Source organism: Streptomyces hawaiiensis (genome assembly GCF_004803895.1).
GTDB classification, from domain to species: Bacteria; Actinomycetota; Actinomycetes; order Streptomycetales; family Streptomycetaceae; genus Streptomyces; species Streptomyces hawaiiensis.
In genome coordinates, this window is record NZ_CP021978.1 from 8,022,538 (window position 1) to 8,046,191 (window position 23,654).

The 23,654-nt window shown below is 72.1% G+C and carries 20 protein-coding genes and 2 pseudogenes; 14 read left to right on the forward strand and 8 right to left on the reverse strand.

The features are described from left to right. Positions 1-14 precede the first annotated feature (14 nt). The 4 genes from CEB94_RS36485 to CEB94_RS36500 are packed head-to-tail and all read left to right on the forward strand — an operon-like array spanning position 15 to position 4,783. Positions 15-560 (forward strand): 2Fe-2S iron-sulfur cluster-binding protein, encoded by a 546-nt coding sequence (locus tag CEB94_RS36485; protein ID WP_175436219.1) that lies wholly within the window; start codon positions 15-17, stop codon positions 558-560. Further along, complete coding sequence (locus CEB94_RS36490) at positions 557-1,549, forward strand: FAD binding domain-containing protein (protein WP_175436220.1); 993 nt, start codon at positions 557-559, stop codon at positions 1,547-1,549. The genes CEB94_RS36485 and CEB94_RS36490 overlap by 4 nt, the downstream gene beginning before the upstream one ends. Further along, the gene (locus tag CEB94_RS36495) at positions 1,546-3,660 is read left to right on the forward strand and encodes a xanthine dehydrogenase family protein molybdopterin-binding subunit (RefSeq protein WP_175436221.1); all 2,115 of its coding nucleotides are present in this window, start codon (positions 1,546-1,548) and stop codon (positions 3,658-3,660) included. Before CEB94_RS36490 ends, CEB94_RS36495 begins: the two co-directional genes overlap by 4 nt. Next, the gene (locus tag CEB94_RS36500) at positions 3,653-4,783 is read left to right on the forward strand and encodes an XdhC family protein (RefSeq protein WP_175436222.1); all 1,131 of its coding nucleotides are present in this window, start codon (positions 3,653-3,655) and stop codon (positions 4,781-4,783) included. Before CEB94_RS36495 ends, CEB94_RS36500 begins: the two co-directional genes overlap by 8 nt. 530 nt (positions 4,784-5,313) lie before the next feature. Here CEB94_RS36500 and CEB94_RS36505 read toward each other — a convergent pair. Next, entirely contained in the window at positions 5,314-5,877 is a 564-nt protein-coding gene (locus tag CEB94_RS36505) for an NAD(P)H-dependent oxidoreductase (RefSeq protein ID WP_175436223.1), read from the reverse strand. 128 nt (positions 5,878-6,005) lie between these two features. On the opposite strand from CEB94_RS36505, the gene CEB94_RS36510 reads away from it, so the two are divergent. From CEB94_RS36510 to CEB94_RS36520, 3 genes are all read left to right on the forward strand, one after another. Next, on the forward strand, positions 6,006-6,674 hold the full coding sequence (locus CEB94_RS36510; protein ID WP_175436224.1) for a TetR/AcrR family transcriptional regulator: 669 nt from the start codon (positions 6,006-6,008) through the stop codon (positions 6,672-6,674). Between the two features lie 94 nt (positions 6,675-6,768). Further along, a complete protein-coding gene (locus CEB94_RS36515) occupies positions 6,769-7,806 on the forward strand; it encodes a LacI family DNA-binding transcriptional regulator (RefSeq protein WP_175436225.1) in 1,038 nt (345 codons plus the stop codon). 838 nt (positions 7,807-8,644) lie between these two features. Continuing rightward, on the forward strand, positions 8,645-10,081 hold the full coding sequence (locus CEB94_RS36520) for a benzaldehyde dehydrogenase (RefSeq protein WP_175436226.1): 1,437 nt from the start codon (positions 8,645-8,647) through the stop codon (positions 10,079-10,081). A gap of 9 nt (positions 10,082-10,090) precedes the next feature. Here CEB94_RS36520 and trxA read toward each other — a convergent pair whose 3' ends face one another. Next, positions 10,091-10,477 carry a thioredoxin gene (gene trxA, locus CEB94_RS36525; protein ID WP_175436227.1) on the reverse strand — a complete coding sequence of 129 codons (387 nt, stop codon included), beginning with the start codon at positions 10,475-10,477 and terminating at the stop codon, positions 10,091-10,093. Positions 10,478-10,596: 119 nt separating this feature from the next. On the opposite strand from trxA, the gene CEB94_RS36530 reads away from it, so the two are divergent. Beyond that, positions 10,597-12,027, forward strand: coding sequence for a dihydrolipoyl dehydrogenase family protein (locus CEB94_RS36530; protein WP_175436228.1), 1,431 nt, complete (start codon positions 10,597-10,599; stop codon positions 12,025-12,027). Between the two features lie 45 nt (positions 12,028-12,072). Here CEB94_RS36530 and CEB94_RS36535 read toward each other — a convergent pair whose 3' ends face one another. Both CEB94_RS36535 and CEB94_RS36540 read right to left on the reverse strand, forming a co-directional pair. Next, on the reverse strand, positions 12,073-13,665 hold the full coding sequence (locus CEB94_RS36535) for an ABC-F family ATP-binding cassette domain-containing protein (RefSeq protein ID WP_175436229.1): 1,593 nt from the start codon (positions 13,663-13,665) through the stop codon (positions 12,073-12,075). 148 nt (positions 13,666-13,813) lie between these two features. Next, a complete protein-coding gene (locus tag CEB94_RS36540; protein ID WP_175436230.1) occupies positions 13,814-14,458 on the reverse strand; it encodes a peptide deformylase in 645 nt (214 codons plus the stop codon). A gap of 154 nt (positions 14,459-14,612) precedes the next feature. On the opposite strand from CEB94_RS36540, the gene CEB94_RS36545 reads away from it, so the two are divergent. Next, positions 14,613-16,016: a PepSY-associated TM helix domain-containing protein gene (locus tag CEB94_RS36545; protein ID WP_175436231.1), complete on the forward strand. Its 1,404-nt coding sequence runs from the start codon at positions 14,613-14,615 to the stop codon at positions 16,014-16,016. Between the two features lie 66 nt (positions 16,017-16,082). Here the strand turns inward: CEB94_RS36545 and CEB94_RS36550 are convergent, their stop codons facing one another. From CEB94_RS36550 to CEB94_RS41325, 3 genes and pseudogenes are all read right to left on the reverse strand, one after another. Then, positions 16,083-16,442, reverse strand: coding sequence for a tetratricopeptide repeat protein (locus CEB94_RS36550; protein WP_175436232.1), 360 nt, complete (start codon positions 16,440-16,442; stop codon positions 16,083-16,085). A gap of 50 nt (positions 16,443-16,492) precedes the next feature. After that, a complete protein-coding gene (locus tag CEB94_RS36555) occupies positions 16,493-16,765 on the reverse strand; it encodes a hypothetical protein (RefSeq protein ID WP_175436233.1) in 273 nt (90 codons plus the stop codon). Further along, positions 16,762-17,023: pseudogene (locus tag CEB94_RS41325) on the reverse strand (hypothetical protein). The gene CEB94_RS36555 and the pseudogene CEB94_RS41325 overlap by 4 nt, the downstream one beginning before the upstream one ends. A gap of 165 nt (positions 17,024-17,188) precedes the next feature. Between CEB94_RS41325 and CEB94_RS36560 the strand changes: the two are divergent. Then, positions 17,189-18,154 carry a pirin family protein gene (locus CEB94_RS36560; protein ID WP_175436234.1) on the forward strand — a complete coding sequence of 322 codons (966 nt, stop codon included), beginning with the start codon at positions 17,189-17,191 and terminating at the stop codon, positions 18,152-18,154. A gap of 236 nt (positions 18,155-18,390) precedes the next feature. Here the strand turns inward: CEB94_RS36560 and CEB94_RS36565 are convergent. Then, positions 18,391-18,576 (reverse strand): annotated as a pseudogene (locus CEB94_RS36565) (CorA family divalent cation transporter); the annotation flags it as partial. Between the two features lie 449 nt (positions 18,577-19,025). Here CEB94_RS36565 and CEB94_RS36570 point away from each other — a divergent pair. The 4 genes from CEB94_RS36570 (at position 19,026) to CEB94_RS36585 (ending at position 23,600) form a co-directional block, all read left to right on the forward strand. Further along, positions 19,026-21,257 (forward strand): alpha-L-fucosidase, encoded by a 2,232-nt coding sequence (locus CEB94_RS36570; protein WP_175436235.1) that lies wholly within the window; start codon positions 19,026-19,028, stop codon positions 21,255-21,257. 181 nt (positions 21,258-21,438) lie between these two features. Further along, positions 21,439-22,341 carry a Gfo/Idh/MocA family protein gene (locus CEB94_RS36575; RefSeq protein ID WP_175436236.1) on the forward strand — a complete coding sequence of 301 codons (903 nt, stop codon included), beginning with the start codon at positions 21,439-21,441 and terminating at the stop codon, positions 22,339-22,341. A 340-nt stretch (positions 22,342-22,681) separates the two neighbouring features. Further along, a complete protein-coding gene (locus CEB94_RS36580; protein ID WP_175436237.1) occupies positions 22,682-22,909 on the forward strand; it encodes a helix-turn-helix domain-containing protein in 228 nt (75 codons plus the stop codon). 214 nt (positions 22,910-23,123) lie between these two features. Beyond that, positions 23,124-23,600: an ATP-binding protein gene (locus CEB94_RS36585; protein WP_175436238.1), complete on the forward strand. Its 477-nt coding sequence runs from the start codon at positions 23,124-23,126 to the stop codon at positions 23,598-23,600. The last annotated feature ends 54 nt before the right edge of the window (positions 23,601-23,654 follow it).

Genomic DNA, 23,654 nt, shown 5'->3' on the forward strand with positions numbered 1-23,654 from the left:
GAGAGAAGGCTTCCATGCCCCCATCGACGTCCAGCGACCTCACCCTGTCCGTCAACGGCGAAAAGTACACGCTGACCGTCGACCACCGCACCACCCTGCTCGACGCCCTGCGTGAACGACTCGACATGACCGGCACCAAGAAGGGCTGCGACCAGGGCCAGTGCGGTGCCTGCACGGTCCTGCTCGACGGCCGCCGGGCCGTCTCCTGCCTCCAGCTGGCGACGGCCGCCGAAGGACGCGAGATCACCACCATCGAAGGCGTGGCCGAGGGCGAGCAGCTGCACCCCGTGCAGCAGGCGTTCCTCGACCTGGACGGCTTCCAGTGCGGTTACTGCACGCCGGGCCAGATCTGCTCGGCCATCGCCGTGATCGAGGAGCACGCGGCCGGCTGGCCGAGCGCGGCCACCGGCGACGTCCGGCCCGAGGCGGGACCACCACCGCTCACCCCGGAGGAGATCCGCGAGCGCATGAGCGGCAACCTGTGCCGCTGCGGCGCGTACGTGTCGATCGTCCAGGCCGTGGCCCAGGCCGCCGCGCAGACCAACGGAGCGGCGGCATGAGGGAGTTCGGTTACCAGCGGGCGTACGACGTCCCCGGCGCCGTGGCGCTGCTCGACGGCGACGGGGAAGCCCGTTTCCTGGGCGGCGGCACCAACCTCGTCGACCTGATGAAGACCGGCGTCGAGCGCCCCGCCCGGCTCGTCGACATACGCGAACTGCCCCTGAACCGCGTCGAGCCGGCCGAGGACGGCGGGCTGCGCATCGGGGCGACCGTCACCAACAGCGACCTCGCCGCCCACCCCGAGGTCCGGCGTCGCTACCCGGCACTCGCACAGGCGGTGCTGGCCGGGGCCTCCGGGCAGTTGCGCAACATGGCCACCGTCGGCGGCAACCTGCTCCAGCGCACCCGCTGCGGCTACTTCACCGACGTCAACTCGCCCTGCAACAAACGCGATCCGGGCAGCGGATGCCCCGCCCTCACCGGCGAGCACCACAATCACGCCATCCTGGGCGCCTCCGGCCACTGCGTGGCCACCCATCCGTCCGACATGGGCGTGGCGCTGACCGCCTTCGACGCCCTGGTGTCGTACGAGACGGCCGACGGGCCGGGCGAGGTGCCGCTCGCCGACTTCTATCTGCCCGTGGGGGAGACTCCCGAGCGGGAGACCGCCCTGCCGCCGGGCGCGCTCATCACCGGCGTGACCCTGCCGCCCACCGCCGCAGCGGCCAACTCCCGCTACCGCAAGGTGCGCGAGCGCGCTTCGTACGCCTTCGCCATCGGCTCCGTCGCCGCCGCGCTCGACATCCGGGACGGCCTCGTGCACGACGTCCGCCTGGCCTTCGGCGCCGTCGCCTCCCGTCCCTGGCGGGCCCGCACCGCCGAGAGCGTCCTGACCGGCGCACCGGCCGGCGCCGAGACCTTCGCGGCCGCCGCGGACGCCGAACTGGCGGCCGCCAGGCCCCTGCCCCACAACGGATACAAGGTGACCTTGATGCGCAACCTCGTCGTGGCCGTCCTCAGCGAACTCGCCGAGGAGGCCGCCCGATGACCACCGCCACCAGGGGAGCCGTCGGCAGCGCGCACACGCGTGTGGAAGGCCGCGACAAGGTCACCGGAGCGGCCCGCTACGCCGGCGAGATCCCCTTCGCCGAACTCGCCCACGGCTGGCTGGTGCTCTCCACCGTCGCCCGTGGCCGCGTCCGCGCGATCGACACCGAGGCCGTCCTCGGCATGCCCGGCGTCCTCACCGTCCTGCACCACCCCAACGCCCCGCGCGTCGACACCGGCTACATCGGCATCATGGGCGTCCCGCCGGACCCGACCGTCGGCCTCTTCCAGCACGACCGGGTGCTCCACACGGGCTGGCCGGTGGCCCTGGTCGTCGCCGAGACCTCCGAGCAGGCCCGGGAGGCCGCCGAGGCCCTCGTGGTGCACTACGACCAGGAGCCGCACGACGTGGCGTTCTCCGCCGGGCGCGACGCCGAGGCGTACCCGCTCGACGGACACCTGCCGGCCGTGGTGGAGAAGGGCGACCTGGAGGCCCAACTCGAAGCGTCCGCCGTCGTGGTGGACCGGGAGTACACCACCCCGGAGGAGCACCACAACCCGATGGAGCCGCACGCGGCGACGGCCCTGTGGGAAGGCGGCCGGCTGGACGTCGTCGACTCCAACCAGGGCACCGGCTGGGTCGCCGGTGAGCTCGCCAGCCTGTTCTCCCTCGACCCGGCCTCCGTGCGGGTGCGGTCCGAGCACGTCGGCGGCGGCTTCGGCAGCAAGGGCGTCCGCGCGCACCAGGTCGCCGCCGTGATGGCCGCGACCGTCCTGCAGCGCCCGGTCCGGGTCGTCATGACCCGCCGGCAGATGTTCTCGCTCGCCGGCTACCGCAGCCCCACCGCCCAGCGGGTCAGGCTCGGTGCCGACCCCGACGGGCGGCTGCGCGCCCTGGAGCACCGGTCCCTGAACCAGACCTCGACCGTGCACGAGTTCATCGAGCCGAGCGCGGGGGCGAGCCGCTCGATGTACGCCGCCGACGCCCACCACACGGTCAGCCGCCTCGTGCGGCTCGACGTACCGACCCCGACGTGGATGCGCGCCCCGGGCGAGGCACCGGGCTCGTTCGCCCTGGAGTCGGCGCTCGACGAACTCGCCGAGAAGTGCGGCATCGACCCGATCGAGCTGCGCCTGCGCAACGAACCCGAGGTGGGCCCGGTCTCCGGGCTGCCGTTCGGCAGCCGCAACCTGATCGCCTGCTTTCGGGAAGGGGCCCGCAGGTTCGGCTGGGCGGAGCGCGACCCCCGGCCCGGCGTCCGCCGGGAGGGGCGCTGGCTGCTCGGCACGGGCACCGCGGCCGCCTCCTTCCCCGCGCAGGTCATGCCGTCCACGGCGGCCGTGACCGCGGAGGCCGACGGGACCTTCACGGTCAGGATCAACGCCGCGGACATCGGCACCGGCGCGCGCACCGCGCTCACCCTGGTCGCGGCCGACGCCCTGGAGGTGCCGACGGACCGCGTTCTGGTGCGGATCGGGGACAGCGACCTCGGCGCCGCGATGATCGCCGGCGGCTCGATGGGCACCCGCTCCTGGGGCTGGGCCGTCACGGCCGCCGCCGAGGAACTGCGCCGGAGCCTCGCGCCCGGCGCCGACATCCCGCCGGAGGGCGTCACCGTACGGTCGAACACGGCCGAGGCCATCGGCGCCCTCGCGCAGAAGGAACGGCACTCCTTCGGGGCGCAGTTCGCCGAGGTCGCCGTCGACCCCGCCACCGGAGAGGTCCGTGTGCGTCGCATGCTGGGCATCTTCGCGGCCGGCCGGATCGTCAACCCGCTCACGGCCCGCAACCAGCTCGTCGGCGGCATGATCTGGGGCCTGTCCATGGCTCTGCACGAGGAAGCCGTCCGGGACCGGGCCACCGGCGGCGTCTACGGCGCCGACCTCGCGGGCTACCACGTCGCCGCGCACGCGGACGTCCCGCACATCGAGGCCGACTGGGTGGACGACCCCGACCCGGACGACCCGGTCGGCATCAAGGGCATCGGCGAGGTCGGCATCGTGGGAGCGGCCGCGGCGGTCGCCAACGCGGTGTGGCACGCCACCGGCGTACGCCACCGGGATCTGCCGATCCGGCCCGACCGCGTGCTGCTGGCGGGCGGCGATGCTTGATCTCGCGGGGCCCCTGCACGCGTGGACCGAGGAGGGCCGGGACTTCGCCGTCGCCACCGTCGTCGCCGTCGGCGGCAGCGCCCCGCGCCCGCCCGGTGCCGCGCTCGCCGTCTCCGCCGACGGCGCGGCCATCGGCTCGGTCTCCGGGGGTTGTGTGGAGGGAGCGGTGTACGACCTGTGCGTCCAGGCCCTCCAGGACGGTGAGACACGCGTCGAACGGTTCGGCTACAGCGACGAGGACGCCTTCGCGGTGGGGCTGACCTGCGGCGGCATCATCGACGTCATGATCACCCCGTTCACGGGCGGCCGTACGGTCGAGGAGGCCGCGCTGGCGGCTGCCGCCCGGGCCGAGCCGGTGGCCCTGGCCCGGGTGGTCCGAGGGCCGGCCGGCCTCCTCGGCCGTGCCCTGCTGGCCCGGCCCGACGGCTCGTACGACGGTGGCCTCGGCGGCGTCCCGGACCTGGATCGCACGGTGCTCGACCGGGCCCGCGCCCTGCTGGACACCGGCCGCACCGGCACGGTGGAACTCTCCGAGGACGGGTCGCACTGCCCGGGCGGACTCACCCTGCTCGTCGAGTCGGCCGTCCCGCCGCCCCGCATGATCGTCTTCGGTGCGATCGACTTCGCGGCGGCCCTGGTCCGGGCGGGCGGGTTCCTCGGCTACCACGTCACCGTGTGCGACGCCCGTTCCGTCTTCGCCACCCGGGCCCGCTTTCCGGAGGCCGACGAGATCGTCGTCGACTGGCCCGACCGCTACCTCCGGCGCACCGAGACCGACGGGCGCACGGTGCTGTGCGTGCTCACCCACGACGCGAAGTTCGACATCCCGCTGTTGACGGAGGCGCTGCGGCTGCCCGTCGCCTACGTCGGCGCCATGGGCTCCCGCCGCACCCACGAGGACCGCAACCGGCGGCTGCGCGAGGCGGGCGTGAGCGAGCGCGAGCTGGCCCGGCTCAGGTCGCCGATCGGCCTCGACCTGGGAGCCCGTACGCCGGAGGAGACCGCCGTGTCCATCGCGGCGGAGATCGTCGCGGCACGACACGGCGGCACGGGGGCACCGCTCACCGGTTCGGCCACACCGATCCACAGGCGCGGGCGAGAGGCGTGTCCGCAACCGGCCTGAGTATGCCGACCCGCCCGGGAGCAGGCCGGCGGCCGGGGCAGGCGCACGCCCGTCCCGGGCAAGGGGCACGCCCCATCCGGGCAAGGGGCACGCCTGTCCCGGGCAGGCTCGCGGGCCGATCCGGGCAAGGGGCACAACCCATCCGGGCAAGGCGCACGCCTGTCCCGGGCAGGCTCGCGGGCCGATCCGGGCACGGCGTACGCCCGTCCCGGGGCGAGGCGCACGCCCGATCCGGGCAAGGTGTACGCCTGTCCCGGGCAGACTCGCGGCCCGATCCGGACAGACACACGCCCGTCCCGGGCAAGCCCCGGATCGGCCCGGGACGGGCGTGCGGCGATTCGCCGGGTGCCCGGCCAGCCCCGAGCAGACCGCCCAGCATCCCGACCCGACACCCGACCGACCCCGGAACAGGCACACGGCGATTTCGCCGGGCGCCCGACCAGCCCGGGACGAGACCCTGCCGACGGCATGCCGGAGGGGGCCGGGGCCGTTGCCGGCCGCGGCCCCTCCGTGGGCGCGAGTGAGGACGGTCAGGCAGCGGCGGGCTCCGAGGCGTGACCCTGCAGTCGGGCGATGACCTCGGTCAGCTGCTCGGCGACCTCGGCGTCGTCCGCCGGGTGGGTCTCTGCGAAGCGGGTCAGCGAGCCGGGGATGGAAAGCTTGACGTCCTCCAGGACCTTGCCGCCGGCCACGCCCACGGACTTGCGGGTCTCGTCGTGCGCCCAGACACCGCCGTACTGGCCGAACGCGGTGCCGACCACGGCGACCGGCTTGCCGCTGAGGGCACCGGCACCGTACGGGCGGGACAGCCAGTCGATGGCGTTCTTCAGGACGGCCGGGATGGTCCCGTTGTACTCGGGCGTGAAGAGGATCAGGCCGTCCGCGGCGTTCGCGGCGTCACGCAGTCGCGCGGCGGCGGCCGGGACGCCGCCCTCGACGTCGATGTCCTCGTTGTAGAAGGGAATCTCGGCCAGACCCTCGAACAGGTCCACCTCGGCGCCTTCGGGGGCGAGCTTGACGGCCGCCTCGGCGAGCTGGCGGTTGTGCGAACCGGCGCGAAGGCTGCCGACGAGGGCGAGGATACGAACGGACATGCTGACTCCCACATATGAGGCACTGCTCTGAAACACTGCTGAACGATCCGGACCGGGGTCCGTTTAACGTTCTAGCATCCTAACCGGACCGCGGTCCAGTTTTGTTCCCGATGCTTTACGCTGGCTTCATGTCCGCCGCCCCGCCCCCCTTCCCGACGCCCCAGGAGCCCGTCGACCACCCCGAGCTGTTGCAGCTCGGCACCGGCCTGGAGGACGACGAGCCGTGCCTGCGGGCCGACGCCGCGCGCAACCGCGCCCGGCTGCTGGAAGCCGCCGGGCGGTTGGTGGCGGAGCGCGGCGCGGAGGCCGTCACGATGGAGGCGGTGGCCGCCGAGGCCTGTGTCGGCAAGGGCACGGTCTTCCGCAGATTCGGCGACCGCACCGGCCTGCTGACGGCGCTGCTCGACCACTCCGAGAAGAAGTTCCAGGCCGCGTTCCTCGGCGGCCCGCCGCCGCTCGGGCCCGGAGCGCCGCCCGTGGAGCGGCTGCGGGCGTTCGGCTGCGGGATGCTGCGGCGCTCGGCCGACGAACTGGAGCTGCAACTGGCGGCCGAGCCCGGCGCGAACCGCCGCCACGTCGTCCCCGCCCGCCGCGTGCTGCGGCACCACATGGAGATGCTGCTGCGGCAGGCGGTCCCCGCAGCGGACTGCGAACTGCTCTCCCACACGCTGATGGGGCAGCTCGACCCGGCCCTGATCCATCACCTGACCAGGCAGCGCGGCATACCTCTGTCCCGCCTCGAGGTCGCCTGGATCGACCTGGTCGACCGGGTGACGGGTGCGGGCGCCGTCCGCTGAACGACCCGCGCCCCACCTCGTGAGCGCTCACGGGTTCCTCACAACTCCCCCGCCCGAAGCGCGCATTGGGGCTTCTGCCAAGATGCCGTACGTCATGGTGCAGATACCGAAAACGCCCGCGCCCCCGTCCCCCGCACCGTCGCGCTCCGTACCCACGAGCGCCGATGTGGCCCGCCTGGCCGGCGTCTCGCGCGCGACCGTCTCCTACGTCCTCAACAACACCAGCGCCGTACGGATCAGTGAACCGACCCGCCGCCGTGTGCACCAGGCCGCGAAGGAGCTGGGATACGTACCGCACGCGGCGGCCCGCAGCCTGCGCGCCGGGCACAGCCGCATGGTCCTGATCCCTGCGCCGACCTTCCCCGTCGGCCCGCTCTACAGCCGGTTCCTCACCGAACTCCAGGGATCCCTTGCCGGCCTGGACTACACGGTCGTGCAGTACGGCACCGGCGGCCCGCACGGCGACGAAGCCGCCCGTGCCTGGGCCGAGTTGAGGCCCGTGGCCGTGCTCGTGCCCGGTTCCGGGCTCGGCCCGCGCGGGGTCGCGGTGCTCAAGCGCTCGGGGGCGCGGGCCGTGGTCACCCTCGGCCCCGAGACCATCGAGGGCGCACACGCGCTGCTCATGGACCACGACGTCGTCGGTCACAGCGCGGGCGCCCACCTCTACGACCGCGGCCGGCGCCGGATCGGCGTCGTCGTCCCGCAGGAGCCCGGCCTCGAGGCGTTCTCCGCACCCCGCCTCGACGGCGTGCGCCAGTCCGTGCGCGGCACGGACGCCACGGTGACCGAACTGCCCCTCGCCTACGACGAGCAGGCCGCCGCGCGCCTCGCCGCCCGCTGGCGCACCCTGGGCCTGGACGCCGTGTTCACCTACAACGACGAGTACGCGATGCTGCTGATGCGGGCCCTGCTGGACGAGGGCATCCGCATCCCCGAGGAGACGGCCGTGGTCGGCGCCGACGACCTGATGCTCGGACGGCTGCTGCGGCCCCGGCTGAGCACGGTCCATCTGGAGCTGCCCTGCGGCCGTGAACTCGCCGAACTGGTCGACCGCGCGGTGCGCAAGCCCACCACGGAGCCCGAGACGCACAAGGTGCTGGGTGCGAAGGTGCTGCACCGCGAATCGAGCTGATCCGACGGGCGCGCCTCCCCGGCGGGGCCTGGCTCCCGGGGCGGACCCGGCTCCCTGCTGACTCCCGGGGCGAGCTCGGCTCCCTGGCATGGGCCCGCCCCCGGCAGGGGCTCGCCCCCCGGGGGGCGACTCCCCGGCAGGGGCCCGACTTCCCGGGCGGGGCCTGACTCCTGGGGTGGGCCCGACCCTCCGGGCAGGCCCGACCCCCGGGCGGGGGTGATTCCCTGACCAATGGGCCCAGTGTTTCTCAGACCACTCGCCCCCCGGTGCGGCCCCGGCAGCCGTGCGCCGCGGGGCGGGGCCCGTCCCCCGGCAGGGGCCTGCCCCCCCGGGGCGGGGGCGACTCCCCGGCAGGGGCGCGGCCCCTCGGGCAGGCTCGACTCCCCGGCGGGCCTGACTCCTGGGGCGAGGCTGGCTCGCCGGGCGGGGGCGATTCCTGGGGCGGGGCCGGCTCCCCGGCGGGGGCCCGACTTTTAGGCAGGGGTCCGCCCCCGGGGTGGGGTCCCGGCAGGCGCCCGCCCTCCGGCAGGCGCCCGCCCTCCGGCAGGCGCCCGCCCTCCGGCAGGCGCCCGCCCTCCGGCAGGCGCCCGCCCCCGGGAGGGGGCGGACTCCCCGGCGTAGGCCCGACCCCCGGGCGGGCCCACTCCCCGGCTTTCCAGTCGCGGCACGGCTAGGATGTTGCATGCTCAACAAAACGGGGGCGCGTTTCTGCGCGGGCCGTGGCGCACAGTGCTGCGCCCGCTCGACACGTCCCGCCATCTGACCGCCGAACCGGCCGCGCACGCACGGGAGTTGCGACCACCCCGTCAGCCGGTGACCGATCGATCGGAGAGCCGTCATGTCGTTGCTCGACACCAGGAGCTGGCAGTCCCGCAGCCTCGCGGGGCCCGGGTACACCGTCACCGAACCCGCCACCGGCCAGGCCCTCGGGACCCTCGCCCTCGCCACCCCGGAGGACGTCGGGGTCGCCGCCGGGCGGGCCGCCACCGCCCAGCGCGCATGGGCACGCACCCCGCACTTCGCCCGTGCCGCCGTACTCCGCAAGGCGGGCGACCTGTTCACCGAGCACGCCGCCGAACTGCGTGACTGGCTGGTCCGCGAATCGGGCTCCGTACCCGGCAAGGCCGACTTCGAACTGCACGTCGCCGCCCAGGAGTGCTACGAGGCCGCCGCGCTCGCCTCCCGCCCGGCCGGCCAAGTCCTGCCCAGCGAGGCGCCACGCCTGTCGTACACGCGCCGCGTCCCGGCCGGTGTGGTGGGCGTGATCTCGCCGTTCAACGCGCCGCTGATCCTGTCCATCCGCTCCGTCGCCCCGGCCCTGGCGCTGGGCAACGCGGTCCTGCTGAAGCCGGACCCGCGCACGGCCGTCTGCGGAGGGCTGTCCCTCGCCGCGGTCTTCGCCGCCGCGGGCCTGCCGGAGGACCTGCTGCACGTGCTGCCCGGCGGACCGGACGCCGGACAGGCTCTGGTCGCCGACCCGCGCGTGCCGATCATCTCCTTCACCGGCTCCACGGCCGCCGGACGGGCCGTGGGCGAGGCCGCCGGACGCCACCTCAAGCGGGCCCACCTGGAACTGGGCGGCAACTCGGCCATGATCGTGCTGGAGGACGCCGACCTCGACGCGGTGATCTCCACGGCAGCCTGGGGCTCGTTCTTCCACCAGGGTCAGATCTGCATGACCACGGGACGCCATCTGGTCCACGTGTCCCTCTACGACGAGTACGTCGAGCGGCTGGCCGCCAAAGCGGACTCCCTCGCCGTCGGCGACCCGTACCGGGACCAGGTCCACCTCGGCCCCATCATCGACTCGGGCCAGCTCACCAAGATCAGCGGCCTGGTCGAGGCCAGCACCAGCGCGGGCGCCAAGCTCGCCGCCGGCGGCACCCACGACAGGCTCTTCTACCGGCCGACGGTCCTCGCCCATGTCGACGACCGCACCCCCGCCTACACGGAGGAGGTCTTCGGCCCGGTGGCGCCCGTCCGCTCCTTCACCACCGCCGACGAGGCGGCGGCCCTGGCCGCGCAGAGCCCGTACGGCCTCTCCCTGGGCATCGTCACCAGGGACCCGGCCCGCGGCCTGGACCTCGCCGAGCGCATCCCGACCGGCATCGTCCACATCAACGACCAGACCGTGAACGACGAGGCCGTGGCGCCCTTCGGCGGAGTCGCCGCCTCCGGCACCGGCGCCCGCTTCGGCGGTGAGGCCAATCTGGAGGCCTTCACCGAACTGCGCTGGACGACGGTACGCGGAGACGTGGCTCCGTATCCCTTCTAGGAGCGTCCGCTAGCCCGCCTGCTGGCCTTCCTGGGCCTGCTGCTCGGCGATCGCCTTGCGGACCTCGCCCATGTCGAGGTCGCGGGCCTGCCCGATGACGTCCGTCAGGGCGGCCTCGGGCAGGGCGCCCGGCTGGGCGAACACGGCGACCTGGTCACGGACGATCATCAGCGTGGGGATGGACTGGATACCGAAGGCCGCGGCCAGCTCGGGCTGCGCCTCGGTGTCCACCTTGCCGAACACCAGGTCCGGGTTCTCTCCCGCCGCCTTCTCGTAGACCGGGGCGAACTGCTTGCACGGCCCGCACCAGTCGGCCCAGAAGTCGATCAGGACGAACTCGTTGTCCGTGACCGTCTGGTCGAAGTTCTCCTTGGTGAGCTCCACGGTGCTGCTCATGGCGTAAATCCCTCTTCCTGGTGTGGGGTCAAGCCGTCGGCACAACACGGCCGACCGGACACGTATTCCGCGCCCCTACCCATGTGGCCAGGGCGCACACCACCCACCAGACTGACCCCATGACGGAAACGGAAACCAACGCGTACGACGTCGTGGTGCTCGGGGCCGGGCCCGTGGGGGAGAACGTCGCCGACCGCACCCGCGCCGCCGGACTGACCACCGCGGTCGTGGAGAGCGAACTCGTCGGCGGCGAGTGCTCCTACTGGGCGTGCATGCCCAGCAAGGCCCTGCTGCGGCCGGTCATCGCCCGTGCGGACGCCCGCCGCGTGCCGGGCCTGAGCCAGTCGGTGCAGGGGCCCCTGGACGCGTCCGCGGTCCTCGCCCACCGGGACTACTTCACCTCCCACTGGAAGGACGACGGCCAGGTCGGGTGGCTCGACTCGATCGGCGCCGACCTGTACCGCGGCCACGGGCGCCTCACCGGCCCGCGCACGGTGACGGTCACCGGCCCGGACGGCGGCGAGCGCGTCCTGACCGCCCGGCAGGCCGTCGCCGTCTGCACCGGCAGCCGCGCCGCCCTGCCCGGCCTGCCCGGGCTCGACGAGGTCAAGCCGTGGACCAGCCGGGAGGCCACCAGCGCCAAGACCGTCCCCGGCCGGCTGATCGTGATCGGCGGCGGCGTGGTCGCCACCGAGATGGCCACGGTCTGGCAGGCCCTCGGCTCGAAGGTCACCCTGCTGGTCCGCGGCGAGGGCCTGCTCCCCCGGATGGAGCCCTTCGCCGGCGAACTGATCGCCGAGGCGCTCACGGAGGCCGGAGCGGACATCCGTACGGGCACCTCGGTGGAGTCGGTGACCCGTGAGAACGGGACGGTCGTGGCGGTCACCGGCACGGGCGACCGCATCGAGGCCGACGAGATCCTCTTCGCCACCGGCCGTGCCCCGCGCACCGACGACATCGGCCTGGAGACCGTCGGCCTCGACGCCGGATCCTGGCTGCCGGTCGACGACAGCCTCCGCGTGACCGGCCACGACTGGCTGTACGCGGTCGGCGATGTCAACCACCGCGCCCTCCTCACCCACCAGGGCAAGTACCAGGCCCGCGTCGCGGGCGCCGCCATCGCCGCGCGGGCCACCGGGGAGACCCTCGCCGCCCAGCCCTGGGGCGCCCACGCCGCGACCGCCGACCACGCGGCCGTCCCCCAGGTCGTCTTCACCGACCCGGAGGTGGCGGCCGTCGGCCTGTCCCTCGCCGAGGCCGAGCAGGCGGGGCACCGGGTGAAGGCCGTCGATGTGGACCTGTCCTCCGTCTCCGGAGCCGGCCTGTACGCCGACGGCTACCAGGGCCGCGCCCGCATGGTGGTCGACCTCGAGGAAGAGATCCTGCGCGGCGTCACCCTCGTCGGACCCGGCGTCGGCGAACTCATCCACTCCGCGACCATCGCGGTCGCCGGCCAGGTCCCGATCAGCCGCCTGTGGCACGCCGTCCCGTCCTACCCGACGATCAGCGAGGTGTGGCTGCGGTTGCTGGAGGCGTACCGGGACGCCTGACCCGCGGCTCGTCCCGGGCCCCGTGCGCGGCAGGCCCGGCCCGGGTCAGGCGTGCGCGGGCACCACCAGATCCCGGTAGGCGTCGTCCCACACGTCCTCCTCCGCCTCCGGCAGCAGCAGCACCCGGTCCGGGCGCAGCGCGTCGACGGCGCCCTCGTCGTGCGTGACCATGACGATCGCGCCCGGGTAGGTGCCCACCGCCGCCAGGACCTCGGCGCGCGAGGCCGGGTCCAGGTTGTTGGTGGGCTCGTCGAGGAGCAGGACGTTCGCGCCCGAGTGGACCAGGCCCGCCAGCGCGAGCCGGGTCTTCTCTCCGCCGGAGAGGACGCCGACGCGCTTGCCGGTGTCGTCGCCGGTGAACAGGAACGCGCCCAGGACCTGGCGGACTTCACCGTCGGTGAGGTGCGGGGCGGCACCGGCCAGGTGCTCGCGGACCGTCGACTCCGGGTCCAGGGTGTCGTGTTCCTGCGCGAAACAGCCCAGGCGCAGACCGTGTCCGTGGACCACCCGGCCACCGTCGGGCCTGTCGTGCCCGGCGAGGATGCGCAACAGGGTGGTCTTCCCGGCACCGTTGGGCCCCAGCACCACCAGCCGGCTGCCCCGGTCGACGGCCAGATCGACACCTCGCAGGACGTGCCGGCCGCCGTACGACCTGGTCAGGCTCACGGCGCCGAGCGGGATCCGGCCGCAGGGCGCCGGCTCGGGCAGCCGGATCCTGGCCGTCTTCCCGGCGCGCCGGGCCGGTTCGAGGTCCGCGAGCAGGCGGTCGGCGCGGCGGGCCATGTTCCGGGCGGCCACCGCCGTCGACATCCGGGCCCGCATCTTGCCGGCCTGGGCGTGCAGCGCCGCCGCCTTGCGCTCGGCGTTCGCCCGCTCGCGCACCCGGCGCCGCTCGTCGGCGTCCCGCTGCGCGAGGTAGGTGTCCCAGCCGGTGTTGTGGATGTCGAGCGCGGCCCGGCCGGGATCCAGGTGGAAGACCCGGTTCACGGTGCTTGCCAACAGGGAGGTGTCGTGACTGATCATCACCAACCATCCCTGATGGCTCGTCAGGAAGGTGCGCAGCCAGGTGATCGAGGCCGCGTCCAGATGGTTCGTCGGCTCGTCCAGCAGCAATGTGCCGTGCCCGGCGAACAGGATGCGGGCCAGCTCCACGCGCCGGCGCTGACCGCCCGACAGTGTGCTGAGCCGCCGCTCCATCAGCCCCGCCGGCAGACCGAGACCGGCCGCGACCCGGGCGGCCTCCGCCTCGGCCGCGTAACCGCCGCGGGCCTGGAACTCGGCCTCGGCCCGCACATAGGCGTTCATCGACCGCTCCGTGCCGTCGGCCATCGCGCTCTCCGCGTGGCGCAGCGCCCGTACGGCACGGTCCAGGCCCCGCGCGGACAGGATGCGGTCGGTGACGGTGACCGACTGGTCGGCGGCGCGGGCGTCCTGGGGGAGATGCCCGACATCCGCCGAGCGGACGACCGAGCCGGCGGCGGGCCGCAGTTCGCCCGCCAGAGTGTGCAATAGGGTCGTCTTCCCGGCGCCGTTGCGGCCGACCAGGCCGATGCGGTCGCCGGGGGAGACATGGAAGGAGACGCCGGACAGCAGCAGACGCGCGCCCACGCGCACGTCGACGTCACGAACGGTGATCATGAGAAAACGCTCCGAACAAGCAAGAGGACGCGCACGGGTGGCGTGGGAGTGGGTCCTCGGCTAGGAGATTCGGGGCGTAGACATGCGGTCACGGTAACGGAGGCGCCTCGCCGGGCGCCTCCGGATTTCGGCCGGACGGCCCTGAGCGCTACGGCAGCTCGAAGCCGAGCGCCCGCGCCGCCTTCGACGGCGTCGGCTGGGCCCAGCGCTCCGCCATCGCCTGGTTGGACGACAGCGAACGCGGCTCGGCGCGGTCCAGATACAGGACGCCGTCGAGGTGGTCCGTCTCGTGCTGCACGATCCGGGCCGGCCAGCCCGTGAACACCTCGTCCAGGGCCCGCCCGTACTCGTCCTGCCCGGTCAGCCGCACCTCGGCGTGGCGCGCCACCACCGCCTGCCAGCCCGGCACGCTGAGGCAGCCCTCGAAGAACGCGGCCCGCCCCTCGCCGACGGACTCGTAGGCGGGATTGACCAGCACGCGGAACGGCTGCGGCACCCGCCCGCGCGCGAGGCGCACCTCTTCCGGGACCGGCGCCGGATCCTCGATCACCGCGATCCGGAGCGGCACACCGACCTGCGGCGCCGCCAGGCCGACTCCGGGCGCCGCGCGCATGGTGACCCGCAGGGCCTCGACGAACCGGGCCAGCAGAGCGGGCTCCAGCTGACCGTCGTACGGCTCGGTGCCGTGCCGCAGCACCGGGTCACCGGCCGCGACGATGGTCAACGGCAGGCCCCTGTCGAGGAGTTGCCCGACCCGCTCGGCCAGAGGTGCGCGATCGCTCGGAGTTCCCATCGCGTCAGGATGGCACGGCGCCCCCCACCCCTGTGTGGCACACGTCATACATGCTTTCCGGGAACTGAACGCCCCGCCGCCCCGACTACTGCACCGCAACGGCCACCGCCCACACCGCAACGGCCCAGAAGACGTCCCCCGGAGAAGCCCGCCGATGACCACCGCTCCCTCGCCCACCACGGACGAGGCCCCGCAGCCAGCCGCCCCGGCACCGTCGAAGAACAGATGGGCCCCCCTGCGCCCGCTGATCCTCCGCCTGCACTTCTACGCCGGGGTGCTGGTGGCGCCGTTCCTCCTCGTCGCGGCCGTCACCGGCCTGCTGTACGCCGGTTCCTTCCAGGCCGAGAAGCTCGTGTACGACCACGAACTGACCGTCCCCGCAGGAGAGGAGAAGCTGCCGATCAGCGAGCAGGTGGCCGCCGCCCGCAAGGCCCACCCCGAGGGCACGGTCTCGGCCGTACGCCCCTCACCCGAGGCCGACGCGACGACCAGGGTGCTGCTGTCCGGCGTCCCGGGCGTCGACGAGGGCCACACGCTCGCCGTGTTCGTCGACCCGTACACCGCGCAGGTGCGCGGCTCCCTCGAACAGTACGGCTCGACCGGCGCGCTGCCGCTGCGCACCTGGATCGACGAGTTCCACCGGGACCTGCGCCTGGGTGAGCCGGGGCGGCTGTACAGCGAGCTGGCGGCCAGCTGGCTGTGGGTCATCTCGGCGGGCGGGCTGGTGCTGTGGTTCTCCCGCCGCCGTGCCCTGCGCAAGGTGCGGGGGGTCAAGGGACGGCGTCGCACCCTCGGGCTGCACGGCGGTGTCGGCGTGTGGGCGGCGGCCGGGTTCTTCTTCCTCTCGGCCACCGGCCTGACCTGGTCGGCCCACGCCGGGGCAAGCATCGACGAGCTGCGGACCTCGTTGGGCCAGGCCACCCCGTCGGTGTCGGCGGCGGCCGGAGGCGAGCACGACGGCCACGGTGCCGCCGCGGGGCAGGCGGGCGATGCCGCGCACGGCGTGGGCCTGGACAAGGTCCTGGCCGCTGCGCGGGCCGAGGGGCTCGGCGACCCGGTGGAGATCGTGCCGCCCGCGGACGCGAACTCGGCGTACGTGGTCCGGCAGGTGCAGCGCAGCTGGCCCTCGAAGCAGGACGCCGTCGCGATCGACCCGGCCGGCGGCGAGGTCACGGACGTGCTGCGGTTCGCCGACCATCCCGTGCTCGCGAAGCTCACCCGATGGGGCATCGACCTGCACACCGGCATCCTCTTCGGCCTGGCCAACCAGATCGCCCTGATGCTGCTCGCGCTCTCCCTGATCCTGCTGATCGTCTGGGGCTACCGCATGTGGTGGCAGCGCGGCCGCGGCACCGCCTTCGGCCGCCCGGTCCCACGGGGTGCCTGGCAGCAGGTCCCGCCGCAGATCCTCGTACCGCTGCTGGCGGGGGTCGCCGTACTCGGGTACTTCCTGCCCCTGTTCGGCATCCCGCTGGCGGCCTTCCTCGCCGTCGACATCCTGCTGGGGGAGATCGCCCACCGGCGGGGGCGGCGGTCGTACGGGACGCCGGTCGGGTAGCGGACCCGCCGACACACGGATGCCCGGCTCCCCACGGAGCCGGGCATCTTCCTTGTACGGCGTGGGTCAGCGCTGCTCGAAGTCACCCGCGAGCGCCGAGGCGATCCGCAGGTGTGACTCCGCCTCCTCGTGCCGGTTCTGCCGCTGGAGTGTGCGGCCGAGCATCAGGCGGGCGTAGTGCTCCACGGGGTCCCGCTCGACGATCATCCGCAACTCGCCCTCGGCGCGCCGCAGTTGGGCCGAGTGGTAGTACGAGCGCGCCAGGAGCAGCCGGGGCCCGGTCTGCTCGGGGACTTCCTCGACCAGCCCGGCCAGGACGCGCGCGGCGGCGGCGTAGTCCTTGGCGTCGAAGAACAGCTGCGCGCGCTCCCAGCGCTCGGCCGGGGTTCCGTGGGCGTAGTACGTCGTGTCCTGCGTGGTGTTCACTCGGGGCCTCCTTCGAGGCCGACAACCGAACTCATTGGTTCAATATTCCACTACCGGTCCGGCTCACCGCGCAGCGCCGCCGGCTCGGCATCCGCCCGCCCGGTGATCAGTCTCAGCACCCGGCCGGCGACGGCGAGATCCTCCGCCGGAATGCCGTCGTAGATCCGGGCGGTGATCGGTGCCGTCTCGCCGGAGGTCGTGGCGTACCGCTCCCGCCCGGCGTCCGTGATCCGTACGCCCGTGCCAGTCAGCACACTCTCGAGCACCGCGTAGTGGGCCAGGGCGATGACACGCGGGTCGAGCAGGGGCGCGGTGGTGGTCATGACTGCTCCGTCTCGTTCTCGGGGGAAGGGTCGAGAGGCGCGTCGAGCAGGGCCGTCAGTTCGCGTGTGAACTCACGAGCGCGGGCACTGCCGAGGCCGCCGAGCGGGTCGAGGAGCTGCTGGAGAAGCCCGTGGACGACCGTGATCGCCCGCTGGGTGACCTCGCTGCCCTGCTCGGTGAGCGCGAGCTGGACCGCGCGCGGGGCGCGGGGGTCCCAGCGGGGCCACCGCGCGGTCGACCGCGACCCGCCACTTCATCGACAGCCGCCACACCAGAAACCCGGGGCGTCGCACCTTCGGAACGGTGGTCCGCAGCAAATACAGTACATGGCTACTATGTACATGGCTGCCATTCTGCTGGTCTGCGGCGCGACCCGAACGTGGCGCTGACGCAAGCCCTTGTGCCGCACTAGGTTGTGCGCCATGAGCAATCTAGAGCGCGAGGCGGCCCCCTCCTTGTGCGGTGGCCGTGGCTTCGTGGTGGCGGAGCCGGTGCGGGAACTCCTCAGCCCTCGCCAGGTCAGGCTGGGCGAGTCCAGTGAGGTCCGCCGGCTGCTGCCCAACCTCGGCCGCCGGATGGTCGGGGCTTGGTGCTTCGTCGACCACTACGGTCCCGACGACATCGCCAACGAGCCCGGCATGCAGGTGCCGCCGCATCCCCACATGGGTCTGCAGACCGTGAGCTGGCTGCACGAGGGAGAGGTGCTGCACCGTGACTCCACCGGCAGCCTCCAGACGATCCGCCCGCGCGAACTCGGCCTGATGACCTCCGGCCGGGCCATCAGCCACTCGGAGGAGAGCCCGCGCTCGCACGCCCGCTTCCTGCACGGCGCGCAGCTCTGGGTCGCCCTCCCCGACAGTTACCGTCACACCGAGCCGCGCTTCGAACACCACGCCGATCTGCCGGTCGTCACGGCACCCGGCGTCACGGCCACGCTGATCCTCGGCGGCCTCGACGGCGCGACCTCACCCGGCACCGCGTACACCCCGATCGTCGGCGCCGACCTGGCCCTGACGCGAGGGGCGGACGTACGCCTCCCCCTGGAACCGGACTTCGAGTACGCCGTCCTGTCCATGTCCGGCGAGGCCCACGTCGACGGCGTCCCGGTCCTGCCCGGCTCCATGCTCTACCTCGGCTGCGGCCGCAGCGAACTGCCCCTGCGGGCGGAGTCGGAGGCGGGCCTGATGCTCCTGGGCGGCGAACCGTTCGAGGAGGAGCTGATCATGTTCTGGAACTGGATCGGACGGTCGCAGGAGGAGATCGTACAGGCTCGTCAGGGCTGGATGGAAGGGACACGGTTCGGCGAGGTGAAGGGCTACGACGGCGCTCCGCTGCCTGCTCCTGCGCTGCCTCCAGTGCCGCTTAAGCCGCGCGGAAGGGCTCGCTGACCTGTAGGAACTGACAGAGACTCAGCTGTCCCCGGGACACCAGAAGGGCCTGACCGAGTTTCGTTACGTCGCGTAGTCATGTGCCGATGAGGGTGGCTGCGCCGGTAGACGTAGAACAGGGCCGGCGGGGGAGAAGCGCCGTGGGCAGCCGCGCGGCGCGTTCTCCCCAAGGGGCCAGAACGGCCGTTCCGCCGCGTTCGCGGTGCGAATTCAGGTTGGCGCGTCCGGCCCGACTTCTACAGCCAGTCCCGCTTCTTGAAGACCACGTTCAGGCTCGAACACACCACCGCCGTCAGCAGGATCGCGAACGGACAGCCGTACACCCAGTGCAGCTCCGGCATGAGGTCGAAGTTCATGCCGTAGATCGTTCCCACGAGGGTGGGTGCAAGGAGAATGGCCGCCCACGAGGCGATCTTCTTGAGTGTCGCGGAGCCACCGCCCGTCAGCGACCAGGCGGTCCTCCCGATCCCAGCCGGTCGCGCTGCTCGAGGAACTCGTCGACCGGACCCTGGCCGCGGCGCGGGACGCAGGGACGGAGAACGCCATCGAGTGGATGAACCGCAACGGTCCCGACAGGCTCACCGGCGCCTTCCGACGCTGACCCATCCGGCGGGAGCTGCAGGGTGCATCGCTGGAACACCCGGCACCCCGCTTCGAAAAATCTCTTGCACGACAAGGTGAAATTTCGTGCGTTCGTGATAATTATTTGCGAACGCTGGGTGATGCCTGGTCCCTCCGGCCTCCCGTCAGTACCCGTCTCACCGTGTGGAGGCCGACCGGTCACGAGCGACCGGCGCCCTGGGGGCCCGGTCGGCATCCGCCCAGCGTCCTGCTCGTCCATTGTCGTCGTGCTTCAGATCAGGGATGCCTCATGCCGAGTTCCGTCAACAGACGTCAGTTCCTGGCCGGCGCAACGGCCGTCGCTGCCACTGCCCTTGCCGGAGGCGTGCTCTCCGCCGGCCGCGCTCGGGCGGTGGCGAACACCTACACCCCCGACTGGAGCTCGGTCGGTCAGCACAAGCCGGCTCCGGAGTGGTTCCAGGACGCTAAGTTCGGCATCTATTTCCACTGGGGTGTCTTCAGCGTCCCCGCCTACGGCAGCGAGTGGTACCCGCGGACCATGTACAAGGCCGGCAACCCGACCAACACCTACCATGCCGGTAAGTACGGGCCCCCGACGGAGTGGCAGTACCACAACTTCATCAACGGGGCGCCGGACCTGGTGGGTAACCATGTCCAGTTCGCGCCGAAGCTGAAGTCGGCGGGAGGCGCGTTCGATCCCCATGAGTGGGCCCAGCTGTTCGTCGACGCCGGCGCCAAGTTCGCGGGTCCGGTCGCCGAGCACCATGACGGCTACTCCATGTGGGACAGCCAGGTCAACGAGTGGAACTCGGTGGACAAGGGGCCGAAGCTCGACCTCCTGAACCTCTTCACCACGGCGATCCGCGGCAAGGGTCTGAAGCTTCTGGTCGCCATGCACCACGCGTACAACTACAGGGGCTTCTTCGAGTTCGCCCCCGCGCAGACGGACCCCAGCCTGAAGAAGTTGTACGGCCGGCTGAGCGCCACGGAGGAGAACCAGCTCTGGTACGACAAGCTCAAGGAGGTCATCGACCGCTCCCAGCCCGACATCCTCTGGCAGGACTTCGCGCTCAGCGGGGTCGACGAGACCAAGCGTCTCGAGTTCCTGTCGTACTACTACAACCAGGCCGCCGGCTGGGGCCGTGAGGTCGTCGCCACCTACAAGGACGGACTGAACCAGGGGGGAGCGGTCTTCGACTACGAGCGCGGAGGCCCGATCGACATCACCACCCCTTACTGGCTCACCGACGACAGCGTCTCCAGCAGCAGTTGGTGCTACACCCAGGGAATCGGTTACTACACCACCAAGCAGGTCCTGCACGCGCTCCTCGACCGCGTCAGCAAGAACGGCAACATGCTCCTGAACATCGCGCCGATGGCCGATGGCACCATCCCCCAGGGGCAGAAGAACATCCTGCTCGGCATAGGCGACCACCTCAAGCGCTTCGGGGAGTCGGTGTACGCCACGAGGGCCTGGACGGCGTACGGCGAAGGCCCGACGCTCATGGGCGGCGGTACGTTCACCTCGCCCACGGCCGGCACCACACAGGACATCCGCTTCACCCGGAACAAGGCGAACAACGTCCTCTACGCAACGGTCCTGGGGTGGCCGGGCGCGGCACTCACCATCAAGTCGCTCAACTCCGACCGCATCAACATGTCCCCGCTCGTCTCGGCACAGCTGCTCGGCTCGACCGCAGGCACCTACATCAGCCTGGCGAAGCCCACCCAGGACGCCTCCGGACTCAAGGTCACCCTGCCGTCCACCGCGCCGTACACGGCCAACGCGTACGTGGTGAAGCTGACGTTCTCCGGTGCCATTCCCCCGCTCAGGCGGATGTCCGGAGCCGTCGGTTTCCAGGAGGCCGGCTATGTCGGCACCCCGGCGGGCCTCGCCGTCGGCGAATACACGGCACAGAAGCTGGCTTCCGTCGGTTTGCCCGCGGCCAGCCTCTCCTCCCTCTGGCTGGCTCGCGGCTACCGTCTCATCGGTTACGCCGGTGACAACTTCTCGGGCTCGGCGTGGACCTTCACGATCGATCACAGCGACATGAGGACGACGGGCACCAACGACACGGTGACCTCACTGAAGGTGCAGTTCTCCCCGACGGCCTATTTCCGCATCGAGAACCTCACCAACCGCCTGGCGGTGGACAGCGGGGGCGTCGTGGCCTCCGGTTCCTCCCTCAAGCAATGGACGTGGAACGGCAGCACCCACCTGCAGTGGCAGCTGGTCGCCGTCGGCAACGGTGCGTACAAGATCGTGAACCGAGCCAACGGAATGGTCGCCGACGGCTGGAACGCCACAGCCGACGACTCCGCCGTGAAGCAAGCGGCCTGGAACGGGGCCGCCAGCCAGCAGTGGACGATCGAATCCGTAGGGGACGGCCTCTTCACGATCGCCAACCGCGCCACGGGCCTGCGCCTCGACGGAAACGGCAAGGCCGCCTCCGGATCGGTCCTCATTCAGCGGAAGCAGGAGGAGACCACGGACCAGATCTGGGTTCTCACGGCACTCTGAGCGCGCAGCGCAAGCCCGGGGCAAAGGGCGCGTCCGTCGGCGGGGAACTACTCATGACTCATGAGCGCCACGGACGCCTTCCCCCAAAGAAGCGCCGGCCCTGAACTGGGGAGTGATAGCCCCGGGGTGGATCGCAGGCTATTGCGTCGAGGCGCTGCAGACGTAAACCCAGCAGCGGGTGGTGGCGGTCGGGTCGCGCGACGCCGAGCGGGCCCTCACCTTTGCGGACCGGTACGGCATCCCGGCGGCCTACGGCAGCTACGAGGAACTTCTCGCCGACGACGACGTGGACATCGTCTACATCGCGTCGCCGCATTCCGGTCACCACGATCAGGCCTTGCAGGCGATCGAGGCCGGCCGACACGTGCTGCTGGAAAAGGCGTTCACCCGAAACGCTCGCGAGGCCGCGCACGTGATCGAGGCCGCCCGGGAGCGGGGCGTGTTCCTCATGGAGGCGATGTGGACGCGCTTCCTACCGCACATCGACGCCGTACGCCAGGTCCTCGAGTCGGGGCTGCTCGGTGAGGTGCAGACGGTCATGGCCGACCACGTTCTGCCCGGGAAGCCGAACCCGACGCACCGTCACTTCGACCCCGACCAGGCCGGCGGCGCCCTGCTCGACCTGGGCGTCTACCCGGTTGCCTTCGCCCACAGGGTGCTGCGCCCCTTCGCGTCCGTTACTGCCGTGGGTACGAAGGCTTTCACCGGCGTCGACGGGCAGGCCTCGATCATCGTCACGGGTGAGTCGGGGGTGCACGGCGTGTTGAACACGTCGCTCTTCGCCCGCACTCCGACGAAGGCGTCGATCTCGGGTACACGTGCTCGCTTGGAAATCGATGGCCACTTCTACGCACCGGCGGCCGTGCACCTCATCAGCCCCGACCACGAGATGCTCGACACCTTCACTCCCGAGCTGATCGAGGGCGGGCTGTGCTACGAGGCTGCCGAAGCGGCCCGCTGCATCGCCGCCGGCCGACGTCGACGCCGACCCGACCGCGGTACGACGGTGAGCGTCCACAGCTCGTGGGATGGGGGAGTGCGGGACTGGACCGTCCAGGGTTCGCCAGGTGGTGATCCAGTGTGAGGGCGCTGATCGAGGTCCGTGCGTTCGCGCCCGCGGCGCGCCCTCCGCCCTACCGGAGCTGCGCCCCGTGACGGCCGGTGTCGGCGGCAGCACATTCGTCGGGCCTGTGGGCTGGAGAGCATCACCCAGTGTCTGCGGGAGGCGCAGTCCGGCAAGGCGTCGAGCGTGCTCGTCCAGCCCAGCGGGTATCAGGTGCCCCTGGGCCGGTATCCACTGCTGGAGGGGCGGGGGAGCCTCGACGGGCAGCCGCCCGCTACGCCCAGGCCCGCGACCTGTTCGCGGGCCTGGGAGCCCAGCCGTTCCTCCCGCGGTACCGCGAGGACTTCGCGGACCACCCCCCTTGCGCCACCGTGCGGGTGGCGTCTCCGTCCCGGAGCTGATCGACCGCGAGCGCGACATAGCCCAGCTCATCGGCGGTGGGCTCACCAACGGGGAGATCGCCGCACGGCCGTTCGTGAGCAGGAAGACGGTGGGGTACCACCTCAGCCACATCTGCCAAGAACTGTCCCTCTTCGGGCGCCGCGAGCTCCGCAACTTGGTCCAGCAGGACAGTGCCTTCCTCGGGTGAGGGGCGCGAGCCGCCAGTGACCGTGGGCGGCCAGAGGTGAGCAGGAGCCTCGACGAACACTCGGCGTGCCCGGCCGGGCACAGGGCGGTGACTCGAGGGCCGGCGGCCCAGGCTAGGGACTTTCCCTGGGGACCCGAGGCCGAAGTCGGAGTTCTCATAGATCACATAGCTCGTAAGAGGTACGGCTCCAGGGAAGGTCGTCGAGGTGATCGCCATGTACGTCACGGACACCGGCAGGACCAGTGATCATGGCGCGAGGCATGCCGAAGAGGGTGTTCGTCGTCTCGCCGAGCAGTTCCGCCACCCCGGGGCGGCAGACGTGATCCGCCCGCTCGATCACTCCGCGGAGGCCGTTGCCACGGCCCGGCGCATGGTGGAGGGATTGCTGGGTCGCCTGAAGGTCGCCGAGGTCGACACGGTGGTGCTCGTCGTCTCCGAACTGGTGACCAACGCTATCGAGCACGCTCTGCCTCCACTGGCCCTGCACCTGCGTCGTGATCCGATCGCGCAGCAGGTGTGGGTGGGAGTCTCCGACGGCGGACCCGCGTCGCACCACGGTCCGTGGACCACCTCATGCACTGATGACGAGCACGGCAGGGGCCTCGGAATCGTCGAGGCGCTCACCGACGGCCAGGGCACGCTCATTCGTGCGGACGGCATGGCCACGCATTGGGTCACCGTCTCCACGTGAGCGGGCACGTGAAAAAAATTATCCGTAGGGCTATGCAGATGAAGTGTCTGCGAA